General features: G+C 37.7%; 21 protein-coding genes. 1 reads left to right on the top strand and 20 read right to left on the bottom strand.

What is annotated here, in order from left to right:
* Positions 1-39 precede the first annotated feature (39 nt).
* From PYS62_RS03420 to PYS62_RS03345, 16 genes are all read right to left on the bottom strand, one after another.
* Positions 40-864, bottom strand: a complete 825-nt coding sequence (locus PYS62_RS03420) for a carbohydrate ABC transporter permease (protein WP_066714463.1) — start codon at positions 862-864, stop codon at positions 40-42.
* Positions 861-1727, bottom strand: a complete 867-nt coding sequence (locus PYS62_RS03415) for a carbohydrate ABC transporter permease (protein WP_315574148.1) — start codon at positions 1725-1727, stop codon at positions 861-863. Before PYS62_RS03415 ends, PYS62_RS03420 begins: the two co-directional genes overlap by 4 nt.
* Before the next feature lie 14 nt (positions 1728-1741).
* Entirely contained in the window at positions 1742-2551 is an 810-nt protein-coding gene (locus PYS62_RS03410) for an HAD-IIB family hydrolase (protein WP_066714466.1), read from the bottom strand.
* A 3-nt stretch (positions 2552-2554) separates the two neighbouring features.
* Positions 2555-3466 carry a sugar phosphate isomerase/epimerase family protein gene (locus PYS62_RS03405; RefSeq protein WP_066714467.1) on the bottom strand — a complete coding sequence of 304 codons (912 nt, stop codon included), beginning with the start codon at positions 3464-3466 and terminating at the stop codon, positions 2555-2557.
* 27 nt (positions 3467-3493) lie between these two features.
* Positions 3494-4000 (bottom strand): hypothetical protein, encoded by a 507-nt coding sequence (locus tag PYS62_RS03400; protein WP_315572612.1) that lies wholly within the window; start codon positions 3998-4000, stop codon positions 3494-3496.
* Entirely contained in the window at positions 3993-5438 is a 1446-nt protein-coding gene (locus PYS62_RS03395; protein WP_066714471.1) for a hypothetical protein, read from the bottom strand. The genes PYS62_RS03400 and PYS62_RS03395 overlap by 8 nt, the downstream gene beginning before the upstream one ends.
* A gap of 172 nt (positions 5439-5610) precedes the next feature.
* Entirely contained in the window at positions 5611-7773 is a 2163-nt protein-coding gene (gene nrdE / locus PYS62_RS03390) for a class 1b ribonucleoside-diphosphate reductase subunit alpha (RefSeq protein WP_066714475.1), read from the bottom strand.
* Positions 7766-8197 (bottom strand): class Ib ribonucleoside-diphosphate reductase assembly flavoprotein NrdI, encoded by a 432-nt coding sequence (nrdI, locus tag PYS62_RS03385; RefSeq protein ID WP_066714476.1) that lies wholly within the window; start codon positions 8195-8197, stop codon positions 7766-7768. Before nrdI ends, nrdE begins: the two co-directional genes overlap by 8 nt.
* Positions 8197-9210: a class 1b ribonucleoside-diphosphate reductase subunit beta gene (gene nrdF / locus PYS62_RS03380; RefSeq protein WP_082714354.1), complete on the bottom strand. Its 1014-nt coding sequence runs from the start codon at positions 9208-9210 to the stop codon at positions 8197-8199. The genes nrdI and nrdF overlap by 1 nt, the downstream gene beginning before the upstream one ends.
* 137 nt (positions 9211-9347) lie before the next feature.
* Positions 9348-9824 (bottom strand): NADAR family protein, encoded by a 477-nt coding sequence (locus tag PYS62_RS03375; RefSeq protein ID WP_066714477.1) that lies wholly within the window; start codon positions 9822-9824, stop codon positions 9348-9350.
* 87 nt (positions 9825-9911) lie between these two features.
* Positions 9912-10523, bottom strand: a complete 612-nt coding sequence (gene pcp, locus PYS62_RS03370) for a pyroglutamyl-peptidase I (protein ID WP_066714478.1) — start codon at positions 10521-10523, stop codon at positions 9912-9914.
* An 8-nt stretch (positions 10524-10531) separates the two neighbouring features.
* Positions 10532-11233: a M48 family metallopeptidase gene (locus tag PYS62_RS03365; protein ID WP_066714480.1), complete on the bottom strand. Its 702-nt coding sequence runs from the start codon at positions 11231-11233 to the stop codon at positions 10532-10534.
* A 74-nt stretch (positions 11234-11307) separates the two neighbouring features.
* Positions 11308-11622 (bottom strand): sensor histidine kinase, encoded by a 315-nt coding sequence (locus tag PYS62_RS03360; RefSeq protein WP_066714482.1) that lies wholly within the window; start codon positions 11620-11622, stop codon positions 11308-11310.
* The gene (locus tag PYS62_RS03355; protein WP_066714485.1) at positions 11610-11864 is read right to left on the bottom strand and encodes a hypothetical protein; all 255 of its coding nucleotides are present in this window, start codon (positions 11862-11864) and stop codon (positions 11610-11612) included. Before PYS62_RS03355 ends, PYS62_RS03360 begins: the two co-directional genes overlap by 13 nt.
* A 267-nt stretch (positions 11865-12131) precedes the next feature.
* Positions 12132-12530 (bottom strand): M20 metallopeptidase family protein, encoded by a 399-nt coding sequence (locus PYS62_RS03350; RefSeq protein WP_315574147.1) that lies wholly within the window; start codon positions 12528-12530, stop codon positions 12132-12134.
* Positions 12531-12585: 55 nt separating this feature from the next.
* Complete coding sequence (locus PYS62_RS03345) at positions 12586-13002, bottom strand: bis(5'-nucleosyl)-tetraphosphatase (RefSeq protein ID WP_066714486.1); 417 nt, start codon at positions 13000-13002, stop codon at positions 12586-12588.
* Positions 13003-13173: 171 nt separating this feature from the next.
* Here PYS62_RS03345 and PYS62_RS03340 point away from each other — a divergent pair, with 171 nt between their 5' ends.
* The gene (locus PYS62_RS03340; protein ID WP_066714487.1) at positions 13174-14028 is read left to right on the top strand and encodes an NAD(P)-dependent oxidoreductase; all 855 of its coding nucleotides are present in this window, start codon (positions 13174-13176) and stop codon (positions 14026-14028) included.
* Between the two features lie 91 nt (positions 14029-14119).
* Here the strand turns inward: PYS62_RS03340 and PYS62_RS03335 are convergent, their stop codons facing one another.
* From PYS62_RS03335 to PYS62_RS03320, 4 genes are all read right to left on the bottom strand, one after another.
* Positions 14120-15007 (bottom strand): IS3 family transposase, encoded by an 888-nt coding sequence (locus tag PYS62_RS03335; protein WP_082714282.1) that lies wholly within the window; start codon positions 15005-15007, stop codon positions 14120-14122.
* On the bottom strand, positions 14938-15501 hold the full coding sequence (locus PYS62_RS03330) for a helix-turn-helix domain-containing protein (protein ID WP_066713357.1): 564 nt from the start codon (positions 15499-15501) through the stop codon (positions 14938-14940). Before PYS62_RS03330 ends, PYS62_RS03335 begins: the two co-directional genes overlap by 70 nt.
* A 169-nt stretch (positions 15502-15670) precedes the next feature.
* Positions 15671-16111, bottom strand: coding sequence for an RbsD/FucU family protein (locus tag PYS62_RS03325; RefSeq protein WP_066713604.1), 441 nt, complete (start codon positions 16109-16111; stop codon positions 15671-15673).
* 96 nt (positions 16112-16207) lie between these two features.
* The gene (locus PYS62_RS03320) at positions 16208-17338 is read right to left on the bottom strand and encodes a substrate-binding domain-containing protein (RefSeq protein WP_066713602.1); all 1131 of its coding nucleotides are present in this window, start codon (positions 17336-17338) and stop codon (positions 16208-16210) included.
* Between the last annotated feature and the right edge of the window lie 82 nt (positions 17339-17420).

Here is a 17420-nt window from a genome sequence, read left to right as displayed (position 1 = left end):
AATTAACAGTTAAAAATAACCTGTTAAATTACAAATTTATTAACCTTTAGATGAACCGGACATCATTCCAGCCACTATTTTACGCTGGAACAACGCAAATATCAAAACCGTAAACAGCAAGGAAATCACAACACCAGCCATAACTGGTCCAAAGGCTGTCGATTCACGATCTTTCAGCATAGTAATACCAACTTGAATGGTTCGCATTTCATTTCGACTGGTTACTACTAATGGCCAGACATATTGATTCCACAAATTGACAAATGACGATAAGAAAATGGTTATAACCACAGGCTTAGCTACTGGTAACAAAACCGATCCGAAAAACTTCACTCTGCTACAGCCATCTAATTGCGCAACTTCCCACAATGACTTATCTAACGTCATAAAATTTTGGCGAAGAATAAAAATATTATTAGCTGAAACCAAAAAGATTATACATACGCCTAAATAGGTGTTAATTAAGCCTAGACGTGAAACTGTAGTAAAATTCGAAACCAACACTACTTCAGCTGGCACCATCATCGTGCATAAAGATAACATAAACAAGAACTTTTTGCCTTTAAATTCAAAGAATACAAATGCATAAGCTGCCATAGCACCTAAAATAATTCTTGAAAGGCTAGAAATCAAGGCAACAATAAACGAGTTAAAAATGTATCTGCCCAATAATGTTCGCGTGAAAGCCACCTTATAATTCTCTAAAGTAATACTGGGTGGCAAAAAATGAGGCGGTCTTGCTAAAATGTCTTCTGCATTCATAAATGAAACAGCTATGGCATACAAAATAGGGAAAATAACAATAAACGCTACCAATAAGCAAAGCACTTGAAAAATATAATCGTTAAACTTATGTTTCATCATTGATAATGCACCCCCTTTTTCTCAAAGGTAAAGCCTAACAATATAAAGATTAAAGTTAAAATGAAAGTTACCATTGTTGCTGCATTAGCATAAGTGTTGTTACCAACAAGAGCTATTTGATTATAGATATAAAGCATTAATGTCATAGTGGCATTATTAGGTCCACCTTGTGTCAAAATATTGTTCAAGCTAACCATCATTAAACTAAAAGGAATATCCATAATAATCAGATAAAACATTGTTGGCGAAATCAACGGTAAGATAATACGCGTAATCTTTTTCCAACCAGTTGCACCGTCAATTGCCGCACTCTCTAAAACAGATACAGGTATATTACGAATAGCCGATAACAAAAAGACGAAAGCATATCCAGAAGACAACCAAATTTGAATAAAAGCAATAGCAAACATTGCAATTTTAGGATCTGTCAGCCAACGAGTATTAAGACCTGTTATACCATTTATAAAGCCCAATGTAGGAACGTATAAAAGCTGAAAAATCATAGCTGCTGTTGAAGAAGCTATTGTCATTGGAATTGCAAAGCTCGTTTCGTAGATAATTGAAAACTTTCTTTTGCGATAAGCTAAAATGGCTAAGAGTAAGCCAATCACTTTGGAAGCTGGCACAGTTAGCAAAGCAAAATATAGGGTATTCACGATGGCCTGAATAAAATCACGGTCTTGCAAAATATGCAAATAGTTGTCAATTCCGACGAATTTTCTTACCGCACCTAACTGGTCAACAATAAAAAAACTTTTGTATAGTGTTATAAAAAAGGGATAAAAGGTAAATAAACCAAACAACACAAAACTAGGTGCTAACCATAAATACGGCTCTATTTTATGTCTTAAATTAGTATTCAAGTTTAATGCCCTCCTCATGATAAGATATTAGGCTTAAAGATGTGCCGTAAGCAATCCAAGACACCTTCTGCGCCGGCTTTTTCGGTAACTATATCAGCAACAGCACATAGTTCCTTGTGAGCATTAGCAACCGCTATACCGAGATCAGCAGCTTGCAAAAAGGCAATATCGTTTAAATCATCTCCGCAAGCTATCGTTTTCTTAGCATGTAAATAAGTCTTCAAATCTTTGAGACCTCTAGCTTTATCTGCTTTAGCTGCAGTTATATCAGCCGAACGATCATTATAACGGATAACGTTTAATTCAGGCTTAAAATCAGCAGGAATAGCCGCTAATACAGCATCGATATGGCCTGGTTTAGCTGGATCAATAATCATGATTTTGTCTAATGATAAATTAGACCACTCTGTCTCATTTGCTGTCCAAACTTTGTCATAGCGACCGAATTTCTCAATTTGATTTTGCAAATAGTCATTACGCAAATAAGCATACTCATTCATTCCAACTGTGTACACAATAGCCATATTACGTTTGGCAGCTTCGCAAATTGCTGGCCACAAAGGTTTGGCGTTAAAAGCATATGTCCAAATTACATTACCTTTGTAATAAGCAGTCCCTCCATTATTCCCAATTACTGGTAACTCTGGTTCAAAAAAATCTATCAACTTCTGTAAGCCTGGCCAAGAACGCCCTGATACCAGCGTGAATGGTATTTTATTTTCTTTGATAAAACATTTAAGCTGCTGATGTATATCGGTTAATTTCTCTTCTCTGCCAAGCAAAGTTCCATCAATATCACATGCAACTAAATCATACTTAACCATATTTTACCTACTACTTTTTTTGCTGTCTTCTTCAGACAATGCTAATAACTTCACACCTATTTGATGACATAACTTCAAGCCAGTTGTAAGAACCTCATCTGGCAACCAGTTCGTAAAATTATGTGATTCAAAGCTGAAACAGCCCTGATAATTAATTCGTTTCAACATCGCCATTATAGATGCCCAATTATTTCCACGGCCAAAGAATGGCGGAACATGCATCAAATCAGTATCTACATTACTAAAGCTATCAGAAACATGCGTAGCTATAAGGACATCATTTAGCTCTGTTAAAATTTCTTCCTGCTGATGTTTCATCAACAAACCATGTTCAAAATCCCAACATAAGCCAAGTCGTTTGTCATTAGTGCTAGCAAAGAAATCAGCAATTTCCTCACAGGATACGAAATATTTTCTCTGGTAAGGTTCAATTTTGTCGCACATATTTTCTACAGCTATACGCATACCATACATGTCAGCATAATCAGCTAGTTCGGACATATACTTTAACGCTAAGGCTTTAGAATCTTTGACTAAATGAATAGTTCTACATGTTGCTGGATGTGTGACACAAACCTTAGTTCCAAGTATAGCTAAGCAATCTAGTGAACGCTCAACCAAATCTTGTTGGTATTTATACTCAGCACTATTAGCATCTAAACTTGCATAATCAAAAGTGTAGGCGTGTCCTTGTACGAAAGTTACACCGTTTTCGTCAGCAACATCTTTTATCATTTCGATCCACTTACGCCAATCATCTGTTAAGAAAAGAGAACCTGGCAAAGCCCAATCGTAAAAATTCATATCAAGAATCTTAAAGCCAGCATCTTTCAAAAGGGGTATTGCTTTTTCCAAAGGCATAATTGACCGATCAGGTCGTTCCCAACATAAATTTGTCGATGTTGTCAAAATCATTTTAATTACTTTTCCTCGTTCCTATTTTCATCGTAAAAATCCTGCCAATTTAGCTAATAAAGGCAAGTCTGATTTTATTATTTCTCGCTCGTTAGAATTTATATGTTGTAGCTGCGTAGGCAAACTTCCATGTTTAGCTAAATCCAAATTCAACAAAATTCGACAAATATTTAGCTCACTATCAGCTCTACATATATATTCTTTGCGCAACTGATCTATTTTATCATCTGTAAATAAAACTTTCTCTTCATTTAAGCAATATTTTTCCCAATCATCTGCTGCACATCTACCTATTCTATGCCATAAATAAGCATAAACAGCTTGTTTCCAATTTAGCGGCAAATCTGCTAACGTGACAGATTTATCTGTCAAATACAATTTAATTGTTCTTTCTGCAATATCTGTATCTGAAGCCAAGCCATATTCACATAAAGCCGAAAAAACCATATTAAACAGATCGTCTTTGCTAGATAGATTGTAAGTATTTAAAATATTAAGTAATTTGTCATACCATGCCATAACTGTTTTAAGCAACCTGCAAACTTAATTGCGTTGTTTGGCCTGGATAGACCTGTCCATTTTCGTCAAGCACTTCAGCCTTAACATTCACTAAGCCATGCCAATTAGAACTTAAATTAAATTCATGTTCAAACTCCAAAATCGATTCTCGCTTCCTACTGTCAATAATCCTGGTCAAACCAATTTTCCTGTTAAACACTTGTTTTTGTTTACCATTACTAATAGTATAACGTACAAATAACAAACGATGGTTAAAATCAAATGTGTTATCAGAATTATCTACAATTTGTTTATTTTGAATTGGACGAACCAAACCAGAAAGAGCAAATTTTCGATTTACTGACAAAATCTTATTCGTGTCCATATTTAATACAGAATTGGATTGATCTAATTTACTTGGGTCAAGCAAATTCTCTTGTCCATCACTGTTAAAATCCAATCTAGTTAAAACTAGATATTGATCATTAGCAAATTTAACAAACTCAGCAGGCTTAGCACCATTAATTTGTGGTTCACCATAACTGTAATAGTACGATGTAAAGCGTTCATTATCAGCAATAATACCTTGCTTTTGAGCTGTCCCAACCTCTACCTTATAAGTTGCAGATGTTTCTGAAACATTATAAATAAAGAAATGAATATGATTATTTTGATACTCAGCTAAATCATTCCAACGCCATTTAGGCAATATTTCAGCAAATACAGAATTATTTTTGAAATCAGCTAAATTATCAGCAGGATGCCAGAATCCAGCTAAAGGATCGATTAGCATTTTAATATTATTAGAATTTGCGAATTCCTTAACCCTATCAAAATGCATAGAAGGTGAAAATCGGAAGCAAGCAACATCGGGATTGATTGCTACTTCTATATTTTTAGTAGCAGTTGCTAGCACTTTATTATCTTGGCTTAAAACAACCTTTACTTGATAATTTCCTTGTTCTAGTTCACGCCAAACTTCGCCAGTTTTACCAACCAGCTGTAAATCTCGATCATAAACTCCACCAGAAATCAAAGCAGCATAGTGTTTGGTGCTAAAGCATACTTTACGCCAAGCATCTGCAAAACTATTTATATTTTTGTTATCATAAACTAGGTCAGGCATTAACGCGTTTGCCAAAGGCGAACGGTCAGAACCAGCATAATAACTCAATAGGTCGTAATTAACATAAGTATTTTCTGGTTTGTGAAAAGATATAGCTTCAAGCTCTCTGACCACTTCACCTGATGCTGTTGTCAAATAAACCTTTAAGCTTAAATCAGCTTGTTTATCTAATCCATATAAATTGCCTAAAACATAAAAATCTTTACCAGGTGGAATTACACTAGCTTGACCAGCGGACGGAATTAAAATATCAATCGTAGGTTCAGCAAAAACTTGCATTACAAGAAAAAAGTTAAATAAAGCAAGCAAAACAGTAAATATGCACCCTTTAAATTTTTTCTTTTTCATATCATTACCTCTCTTACATAATAAACTTGCTTGATTATAACATATATTTAACAAAAATTGGAATATTTTCATTCATTTTGCACAAAGCTAGCTTAAAAAATGACAGATATGGTTTCACAAAATAACGCCAGACATTTCTGTATGGCGTTATTTTTTTCTCTCTTTTAAATCATCAAATCATACACGACTCACATTCATTCAAATTGCTGATCAGCGCATCTTCCGCTAAATGCTCGCTACCCTCTAACACCTCTTGGCGAATGCGCACATAATAAATAGACGATAGACCTTTTTTGAAAGCATAGATATAAGCTTTGTTTAAATCTCTCGTTGTAGCTTCCGAAGTCATGAACAGAGTCAACGAAATGGCCTGATCAACATGCTTTTGAGCTGCAGCTGCTATATCAATCAAGGCATTCGGACCTACTTCATACGCCCCTTTCTGATAATATGCATAATTATCAGCCGAAATTTTGTAAGCTGGGACATAGACACGGCCTAACTTGCCCTCTTTTCTAACCTCGACAGGCGAAACAACTGCTTGCAGACTTGGCGTACAGGAAGATAGGTATGAAATTGAGCCAGTTGGCGCCACGGCCAAGAGATGGGCATTAGCTAAGCCAGATTGCTTAATTCGTTCAACCAAATTGCGCCAATCGGAAGCTGTCGGCAACTTGAGCTGATATTTCTTAATAAGCTCCTTAACCTTAGCCGTTTTAGGCTGCTTATCTTCGTTTAGATACTTTTGGAAGTAAGTACCATCGGCATATTCAGATAGAGCGAAATTGGCAAATGGACCAACTTTTTGTGCCAACTTATTCGACGCACTGAAGGCATGGTAAGCTAAACAGAAGAAGAAAATGTCGGTGAAATCAACCGCTTCTTCTGTATCGTAAAAGATGTGATTTTCTGCTAAAAAACCATGCAAGTTCATCGCGCCTAAGCCTAGAGCATGGTTGCCCAAATTGCCCTTTTGGACAGATGGCGCACAAGCTAGGTCAGAAGCACGTGAAACTAGGTTAAGTCCATAGATAGCATGTTCGACAATTTCAGCAAACTGAGGAGCTGCTTCCATGACCTTAGCTATATTAAGCGAAGCTAAATTGCAGCAAACATCTTCTCCGACCTTGGTAAAAGTCAAATCTTCACTGTAAGCACTGGCTGTATTGACTTGCGCAATTTCAGAGCAGAGATTTGACATAATGATCCGCCCTACTTTTTTAAGCGGATTTCTTAAGTTGGCACTATCTTCGAACAAAATATAAGGATAGCCAGATTCAAAATGTAACTCGGCAATCGTTTGGAATAATTTGCGCGCTGAGGTATAAGTCTTTTTGATCCTAGGATTAGCCAGCAGATTGGCATATTCGTCAGTAATTGAAATATCACTCATAGGCTTACCATACTCTCTTTCCACATCATATGGCGAAAAGAGAGCCATATCCTTATTTGCCTTAGCTAATTCGAAGGTAATATCAGGAATGACAACGCCTAAGGACAAGGATTTAATTCTGATCTTTTCATCAGCATTCTCGCGCTTCGTATCCAAGAACTGCAAAATATCGGGATGATGAACGTTGAGATAAACAGCACCAGCACCCTGTCTTTGGCCTAATTGGTTAGCATATGAAAAAGAGTCTTCCAAAAGCTTCATGACCGGCACCACGCCAGATGACTGATTGACAATGCCTTTGATCGGCGCGCCACTTTCACGCAGATTCGTTAGGCAGAGAGCCACCCCGCCACCTCGTTTAGATAATTGCAAGCTGGTTGAAATGCCACGGGCGATTGATTCCATATTATCTTCCAAACGCAAAAGATAGCACGAAACGAACTCGCCTCTTCGCTTTTTGCCGGCATTTAGGAAAGTTGGGGTAGCTGGCTGCAAACGCTTATGCAAAATATCGTCTAATAGACAGCTAGCTAATTGTGCATCACCATGGCCCAAAAACAAGGCATTCATGCAAGCTCGATCGGCAAATGTCTCTAAATAATTCTGCTTATCGTCTGTCATCAAGGCATATGATTGATAAAATTTCATCGCGCCCATCAAGCTTGGGAAAGTGAAATTAAAATCAGCCGCTTTCTGAAACAATTCAACGACAAAGTCGAATTTATATTGTGCCAAAACAATTTCGTCATAGTAATTATTTTCAACTAAATAAGTCAATTTGGCTGGAATGTCTTTGAATTTGAGCAGCTTCGGCATTATTTGTGCTTGCATATACAATTTGACAGCTTCTTTATCGGCATCAAAATGATAATGGCCATGCTGATCTTTGAACTGAGTTAAGGCATTTAGTGAAATATACGCTTCTTTGTGCTGATTATTCATTTACTTGCTCCTTGAATATGCATAAAACTGCTTGTTTGACTTTGTCTACATCGTACTCTGTACCTAATAGCTCAAACTGATGCAGAAGTGGCACATGTAATTTGTTAGCTATGATAGGACCAGCAATGGCATAGCTATCGCCAAAATTAGTATTGCCGCTTGAAACTACAGCCAAACAATGTTTGCGATTTTCCACCTGGTTTAGGAAATGAATCACATCTTTCGGCACTGCCCCAGCCGTCAAAACATGCCCATCTGCATCTTTCTGGCCGCCTGAATAAGTTGGCGTAATTAAGACAAAGTCCTCATTGACCTTTAAATTATCCCCCTCAGCTAAAGGTATCCTAACTTTGGGTAAATTTAGCTTCTCGACAAAGCGATGGGTGTTGTTTGATTTACTTGAATAATAAACAATTAAAGCCATTAGAATTCCCAATCCTCATCTGTCGTTTCTTCACTTGTACCAATAATGTATGACGAACCACTACCAGAGAAAAAGTCATGATTTTCATCTGCTCTAGCTGAAAGTTGTGCAAACACTTCAGGTGAAATATGTGTTTCTTCAGGCGTAAATGGTGAATCGTAGCCTAAATTTTGCAAAAATTTGCCAGCATTGTAGAGGCTAAAGCGAATCGCTTCCTCAGCCAAATCAAATCCCTTATACAAATCACGCAAATACGCTTTCTCTAAAGCAATCAAATTAAACATCAGCTCAAAGACAAACTCTTTCATCTCAGCCTGTTTTGTAGCATCTAAATGTTGTAATTTCTGCTGGTACTTATAACCGCTATAGTAGTTGTGAATCACCTTATCCCTCAAAATCAAGCGAATCATATCTGAAGTGTTAGGCAATTTTGCGCGTGAGGAAAGATAAAATGGCAGATAGAAACCACCATAGAGCAAAAAGCCAGGCATCAAGGCTGCTGCTACTTTCGACTTTAACGCATCATCCTGTGTGTAATAAGGAATTAAGGCTTTGGCCCTTGCCTGTAATAACTCGTTGTTCACCACCCACTCATGGGCTGCTTGAATCTGTTCACTTGAACATAAAGTAGAAAAAATTGTGCCATAGGATCTTGCATGGACAGCGACCATAAAGGCAAAATTAGCGTAGTTAGCCGCCTCAATATCAGTCATCACATTTTTAATTTGCGCAATATCGCCAACGGTTGCTTGTACTGTATCAAGCAGCGTTAAGCCAGTAAAAGTTCTTAAAATCAAAGTTTGCCAATCTGCATTTAACTCATGCCAAGAAGGTAAATCGTTAGAAACTGGGATGTTCTCAGGCAACCAAAAATTCTGCGTAACTCTATTCCAGACTTCTAAATCTTTTTCATCTTCAATCTTGTTCCAATTGACAGCTCGTAAATTAAAGCCATTATCGTGAAAAGCATAATCAGATGGGGTTTGCGAATGTTTGTTCAAATCTTCTAGCATATCTTAACTCCTTGAGTGATCTTGAAATTAAGATAACACAAGATATTGTACTGTTCAGTGAAGCTAAGCACATTATATTGTGATTGACTTGCTAATTAAATCTTATCGTATTGCCTTTTTGAGCATACATTTTGGGCCTATTTTAGCGCTGCTCGAACCATCATCAAGGTATAGCCCATCAAATTCTGCCCCTTCCACTTAGCTAGGTCAAAGCGCTTAGGGTCATTCATTGCTATACCATTACCCCATATTTTGTCATCCAAGGAACACTCAGCTAATACAGCTTGTTTAGTTTCGATTAATTTTTGCCTCAAATCTGCATCCTGTGCAAATTTAGCAATTAAGCCCCTATAAACAACTATTTGGCGTATGCCATTCCAATAGCTATTGTCAAAATTGGCTACCTTTCGCCCCAAAGCTTTGATTGTAGCTGGATCGTCTGTCGCTAAAATCAATTTGGCTATCTCATCATCGTGAAAGCAGACAGCCTTCACATACATCATGTACTGTTCTAAAGAGCTGAACGTGATACCATCTAACTTAAATTCAGACCTGTACCAATTACTAAAACAAGCATTTTCCTCATATGGGTTATGAAAACAAACAATCTCCATCTTAGACCTCTTAAGCTACAAACAACCTCTAATCTTTGCTATAAAGGCACTCAACCTTAAACAATAAACACTCAACTTTGAGTATTGCTATTTTTCCATCTGAAGAAGCGCAGCCAAAATCACTTCTAGGCCTTTTAACATATCGCTTAACGCCATTGATGGCATTTTTGGTTTGGCTATAACTTGTTCTGGTAAATACGGCACATGCAAAAAGCCACATTTACTCTTAAGTTTACGTGTAGCACAGTGATGCAAAATGCTGTACAAAACATCATTACAAACAAAAGTTCCGGCTGACAAAGATACTTTGGCAGGGATATTAGCTTCTTGCAAAGCTTTGACTAATTTTAAGACAGGCAATGTTGCAAAATAAGCAGCCGGTCCTTTAGCGTCAATCTGTACATACTCTCTTCGCACGCCCTTGTTATCAGGAATATTAGCTGCCTGACAGTTAATGCCCACATACTCAATATTCAAGCAAGTTACACCACCTGCTTGGCCCAAAGCTAAAACATAATCTGGTTGAATTTTGTCTATTTCGTTACAAATCAATTGGGCTGCCTCATCATAAGCTGTTGGCACTTCTAGTTTATAAAGTTCAAGTTCTGAACTTGGGCTAGCTAATAATTTAACTGCCTCCCAAGCTGGATTTACAGTTTCACCATTAAACGGCGTGAAGCCTGTTAGTAAAATTTTCATAAGCACTCCTATTCTGCTTCCAATTTGGTCTTAGCTCGCTGCCAATCAGGATAAAACTCAGCCAACAATTGATAAAAGCGCTGATTATGGTGTCTCTCTAAGAGGTGCACCAGTTCATGACAAATCACATAGTCTAAGCAAGCAGGATCTTTGTGTACCAAGCTCAAATTAAGATTAATGCTTTTACTAACAATATTGCAAGAACCCCAGCGTGTTTTCATTAATTTGGCATGGTACGTATTTGCCTTGACGTGACATATTTGCTCTAAGCTAGGCGTAACAGCTTGCACGCGTTCCAAAAATTGTGTACGCAAGTAATTGAGCAAAAACTTCTTTCGCTTTTCTTTGTCACAAGTTTCAGGCGCAAACAGATAAATAATTCCATCTTTTTGACAGCAACGATAAGTATGGCCACCTAATCTAACTTCTAATCTATGAGCTTCGCCCCAAATCGTGATAATATCACCTGTCACATAATTAATATCCTGTTTAGCTTGTTTGAACCTAGCTTTTTTGATTTTCGGTGCTAAATTCAAAAGCTGCTGCCTTATAAATCGCATAGCTTCAGACTCAGGAACTCTAATATCATGTGAAACATTGATAATGTCTTTGTTCGGATAATAACGAAAGTACATACGTTTCAAGCCTAGCTTGGGAATAATCGTAACGGTAAAGCCATCTAATTCTATCGTCCTTGCTTCAAAATTCATGCTGCCCCCTATTAACCTGCCACAATCTTAGCACACCCAGCCTGAAAAAGCGGCAATAATTGTTAATTTTGGGGCTAGGAACGCTTTTGGCTAAGCTGTATCTTAAAGCACATGCCATTATCTACATTCGTAAAAGCAAAATCGAGATTATACTTGTTAAGTATATTTTTGACAATGAATAAGCCTAAACTGCTACTATGGGCTACTAATTCATTCGATAAAAGCTCAAAAGAGCGAGCAATTTCAGCCTCGCTGAGCTTATTGCAGCTATCAAACACATAGAGGCAATCTAAATCTGCCCATACCTTGATTAAACCACCTTCTCTACAATATCGAATTGCATTGCCTATCACCTGCCTTAAAACTTGTTCAGCAGCTAACTTGGACAAGGCAATTTTCGTCTCTTTAAGCTCATTGACAATTGTAAGTTTGCGACTTTGAGCCAAATTTCATTGTCAGCGATAATCCGGCTAACCAGACTAGAAATGTCTACACCTTCTACGTTAGAACTCTCCTCCAAACGTGAAATAGTTAAAATAGCTTTGATCGTAGCATTAAGTTGCTCAACTTTGACTAAGGATAATTTGATATATTTCGCATGGTCCTTGTAATCGCCGATGTTATACAACATATTTTCCAATGCTAACTAAAGCTTGTAAAACCTGGACTACTTCTGCGCCATCTACAATTGGATCAATGGCAAGTTGAGGCGAAGCACCATGGCCGTTCTTGCCTCGTACATAAATATCGAACGTATCAGCAGAAGCTAAAATTGGGCCAACTTGTAAAGCTGCTTTGCCACAATCAATATTGCCTTGTATATGTAGGCCGATATATTATCAAGTTCTATAATACTAGCTTCTTCGGCTAAATATTTAGCACCAGAATCCTGAATGAACTATTCAGCTGATTGGAAGATAACTCTAATTTCACCCTTTAATTGTGCTTTTTGCTCGTTTAAGAACTTGGCAGCTGCCAAAAGAATGGAAATATGCGCATCGTGGCCACAGGCATGCATTACGCCTTTATTTTCAGATGAGAATGGTAAACCAGTTTTCTCCGTTACAGGCAAAGCATCAATATCTGCACGAATGCCTAATTTCTTACCAGGCTGACCACCTTTGATTGTGCCGATAACAGCTGTACCTTTGCCCTTAACGAAAGGAATGCCCAGCTTAGTTAGCTCAGCTTGAATTTTTTCGCTGGTCATAACTTCTTGCCAAGAAAGTTCTGGATGTGCGTGAAAATATCTGCGCATCTCAACAACATAATCGTTTAATGCTTTGAAAATAGCCATTTTACTCTCCTCGACTATGCAGCCAACTAGCCAAAAGTTACTTAACACATGCTCATTACTTGCTCGTCTGTAAGAAATGCTCCGCTAAATGCAAAGCTCGCTTCAAGCTATAATACTCTAGCCGTTGATAAGCTTCATCATAAGGTAAGAGCTCAATCTGCTTAATCTCTGACGCTTGTGGTACTAATATTTGATTGCTGTATTCAGCTAGAAAATAAATCACCTGCTTAAGTGTATCTGCTTTATTCGGCAAAAGATAACTGTCTTCATAACGAAAGCCATGCATAATTTTGGGCTCAAGCCCAGTTTCTTCCTTGATTTCACGCATAGCCGTCATTATTTCACTTTCGTCACCTTCCACGTGTCCTTTAGGAAAGCCATGATGGCCATCAATCTGCTGCACAATCACGTAATATCGCACACCATTAAGACACGTGAAAGCAATTGCGCCACATGATTTCTCCCTTGCCATCTTAACTCTACCGCCTTATCTAAAATAATGATTTGAAATCATTATAGCCCTTTTCATCTAAGCAAAAAAGTTAATTCCATCAAGCTTTTAGCAATTCTTCTAAGCATAAGTCCCTTTTTTGGGCTAAAATAAAGGCAGATAGACAATGCGCATAAACTCAGGGAGGTCAAAATGAAAATAGCTTTTATCGGAACTGGCGTAATGGGTTCCGCTATGGTCAAAAACTTGCTCAAAGCTGGCTTTACAGTCAATGTCTACAATCGTACAGCTAGCAAGGCCCAGGCTTTAACTAGCTATGGCGCTAATTTTTGTGCATCAATTAAAGATTGTGTCGAAGCAGTTGATGTTGTAATCACGATCGTTGGTTACCCTAAAAATGTTGAAAGTTGCTACAAAGAAATATTTAGCCACGCTAAAGAAGGCACTGTCTTAATCGATATGACAACGTCATCGCCAGCCTTAGCTAATACAATATATAAGACAGCCCAGGCTGCTAAGATGTTTGCCCTAGATGCACCTGTATCAGGTGGCGATATTGGCGCTATTAATGGTAAGTTGACGATCATGGTCGGTGGTGATGAAAATGTGTATCAACAAGTTTTACCTATTTTCCAAGCAATGGGAACGACCATTAACTACATTGGTCAAGCAGGTAGCGGTCAACATTGTAAAATGGCTAATCAAATTGCAATTGCGGGCAATATAGCGGGAGCTATGGAGGCCATCACCTACGCACTCAAAAATAAGCTTGACTATGATAGAGTCTATCAAGCTATTTCCAAAGGTTCGGCTGCTTCTTTCCAATTGGATTATGCTAGCAAAAAGATCAAGACCGATGACTACAAGCCTGGTTTCTTTATCAAGCATTTCATCAAGGATATGAAAATTGCCAAAGCTGAAGCTGACAGACAAAAGCTGTTATTGCCTGTCCTAGAACAAGTTCTCAAGCAATTTGAGGTCTTAGCAGATAAAGGTTATGGTGATTTAGGCACACAGGCTTTGTTCAAGTATTATCAGGAAAGCTGAACTAGACTGGATTTTGTATGTAATTTAAAGCAGACTCCCTCTTCACAATTTAAGTGATATGTACCCAGAATACTGGACACATATTTATGAACTAGGCTGGACACATGGATGCTATCCTGTATTGTACAGGAGGCATCCATTTTGTTTTTGCCTGAATTCTTTTATTATTATAGTAATCTATATATTCTTCAACTGCTTTTGAGAATTCTTCGAAGGAGGAATAATCTTTCTCATAGCCGTAATACATCTCATTCTTTAGTCTTCCGAAGAAGGTTTCCATTATACAGTTGTCATAACAATTACCTTTTCGCGACATAGACTGTACAATACCGTGTTTCTGTAAGGTATTTCTAAAATAGGCATGCATATACTGCCAACCTTGGTCTGAATGAAATATAAGCCCTTCAACAGATGGGAATTTTTCAAAAGCTCTATCCAGCATTCTTGATACCTGCTCAAGATTCGGGCTTGTTGATAAATTATATGAAATGATTTCATTCGTATTCATATCCAGTACTGGAGAGATATAGCATTTCCCCCATGAAAAATTAAACTGAGAGACATCTGTTGTCCATTTCTGCAATGGTGCTGTTGTACTGAAATCCCTATTTATTACATTATCAGCAATCTTACCTACTTCGCCCTTATAAGAATGATATTTTTCCTTTGGACGCTTACCAGCTAATCCTGCTTTATGCATAAGGCGTTGAACTCGCTTATGATTTATATGATATCCACGATTTAGTAATTCATGATAAATTCTACGAACACCATATCTATGCTTGTTTTTTTCAAATATTTCTCTAATAACAATCAGTAATTCTTCATTGCGATCAGCAACTACATCTGATTTGTTAATCTCAAAATAATAAGTTGATTTAGACATGCCAATAGCTTTTAAGAGATATTTTAATTGGTATCCTTTTTCACGGAGTTCTTTGATGATTGCTGCTTTTTCGCCTTGAGTTCCGCAGCCCATTTTTCGTGTCTCAAGGCGATTAATTTTTTTATTGCTTCATTCTCCGTTTTTAAGTATTCAGTTTCTGCTCTAAGACGAATTAATTCTTCACGTTCTGATGGGGTTAAATCAGTGGGTTTGGATTTCTTGCTCACGTTTGCTTCCTTCTTACTTTTTCTGCCTTTTTTGAGATTTAATCCTTCATACCCTTTAACTTTATATGTCTGAACCCATTTAGACAATAATCCACTATCAATTCCTGCACTAATAGCAACAGATTTTTGTGATTCACCAGCAAGTACACGAGCTACTAACTGATATCTACATTCAGCCGAACGTTCTTTACATGTAGTTGGATGCCGAAGAGAATCAAGACCATATATATCTGCAATTCTTGACCATTGTACAATTCTTTTTCTAAAATTCTTTTGACTTATACCTTCTGGTGTCTCAATCCACTGACCAGAGCGATATAGTTCTACAGCATTAAGTTTAAAAGCATAATCGTATTTCATACAAAACCCCTTTCACTGGTTGTGTCCAGTAAAAGGGGTACATATCAAAGTAAGAGGGAATTTTTTTGCTCTAAAAATAATGGATGCCCCTTAAATACAAGGAACACCCATCTTTACCAAACAAAAAACTCAACTAAAATTAGCTGACATCATTTCACCCAAAAACTAATTATTCAAGCACAACGCCCTTTTGCAAAATCACATTTCCATACAAAGCTGTTTCAGAACTTGTGATTATCAAATAAGCCTTACGTGCCTCTTCATAGAACTGAAAGCGCTCAACAAAACCAACTGCCTCATCTCCACGTTTGTCAACCTTAGCAACTTCAGCTTTAACAATATCCCAAATTGGAGTTTGAGCTGTATCGCCTGGAACTTTAGCCATCAAGCTTACTGGTTTTTCCACATAAGCATCTAGTGGCAAAACTTTTAAAACAGCACGCAATATATCTGGTACATTGTGACCATCCAAGTGTACAACATATGCATTCTTTCCAATTGATTCAGCTGGAAAATTACCATCAGCAATTACCAAGCGATCAGAATGGCCCATTTCACAGAGCCTCTTTAATAATTCAGGACTTAATATAGCGGGAATACCTTTAAGCATAAGATTATCTCCTCATCTATGACACCAAGAATGATGCATAATTCAGCATTAAGCCACCGATTTCTCATCGGTGGCCCAAACTTACAGTTTCAAAGCTTACTCATACAAGCATGGAGCGATCTTCTCGTCAGCCATATTCTCTGCGTTGTACCAGAGAGCGCCTGTATCAACATCTTTTACTTCTTCACCCTTAGCAGCAGCTACAGCCAACTTAACAGCTTGATAACCAATTTGCACTGGGTTTTGTGTAACAGCACCAGCAAAGAGCTTAGACTTAATAGCGTCTAACAACTTCTTACCAGCATCGAAACCAACAGCAACGACCTTGCCTTCACCAATCTTATCCAAACCTTCATTAGCTGTGATGATAGCATTAGCAGCAAATTCGTTTGAACCGTAAATAGCAATCAAATCTTGTTTCTCTAAAATAGCGGAAGCAACAGCTGCAGCATCAGCATCTTTAACTTCAGCTGGAATACCAACATCGATGATAAATTTAGCTCCAGCCTTCTCGTTCTTCAAGCTATCATGACCTTCAACTGAAACTTGATCTTTACCAAGTAATTCAACCATCTTATCAACGAAACCCTTTGTACGGGAAACAATTGATTGAGAGTTAGACTCTTGAGCAACAACACCAATACGAACTGGCTTATCGCTGTTCAATTTGTCTTTAATCAATTTATGCATTTCAACAGCAGCTAACTCACCAGCAGCCTTGTTATCTGTTGAAGCATTACCTTTAACAGCACCTTTTGGAGCATCTGGTACACCAGAGTCGAAACCAACGATTGGAATATTAGCTGACTGAGCGTTCTTAATTGAAGCCAATGAAGCCTTTGTATCCAACGCAGCTAAGCAAATAGCAGCTGGTTTCTTAGCAATAGCAGCATCCAAATATTCAATTTGTTGTGAAATTGCAGACTCATTATCTGGGCCTTGGAACGTGATATCAACTTTGAATTCCTTAGCAGCCTGATTAGCGCCTTGCTCAACAGCCTTCCAGAATTGGTGTTGGAAACCTTTAGCAATAACATCAATATGCATTGCCTTGCCATCAGTCTCTTTCTTTCCTTCAGTTGCATCTGCCTTCTTGGCTTCAGTAGCCGCTTCTTTTTTACTTTCAGTCGGCTTCTTTTCAGCTGGCTTTTGCTGACAAGCTGTCAACAAACCACTCATCATAGTGGTAACTAACAATAAAGCTGTTATGGCTTTCTTGCTTTTCATATAAATTCCTCCTTATATTTTCCCGATAAATTGGAGCAAATTAATTTATCGGTTAACATACCATTTAACTTGCTGCCAAGGC

This window comes from Amygdalobacter nucleatus (assembly GCF_029167365.1).
Classification (GTDB): domain Bacteria; phylum Bacillota; class Clostridia; order Saccharofermentanales; family Fastidiosipilaceae; genus Amygdalobacter; species Amygdalobacter nucleatus.
This window is presented reverse-complemented; position numbering and strand designations above follow the sequence as displayed.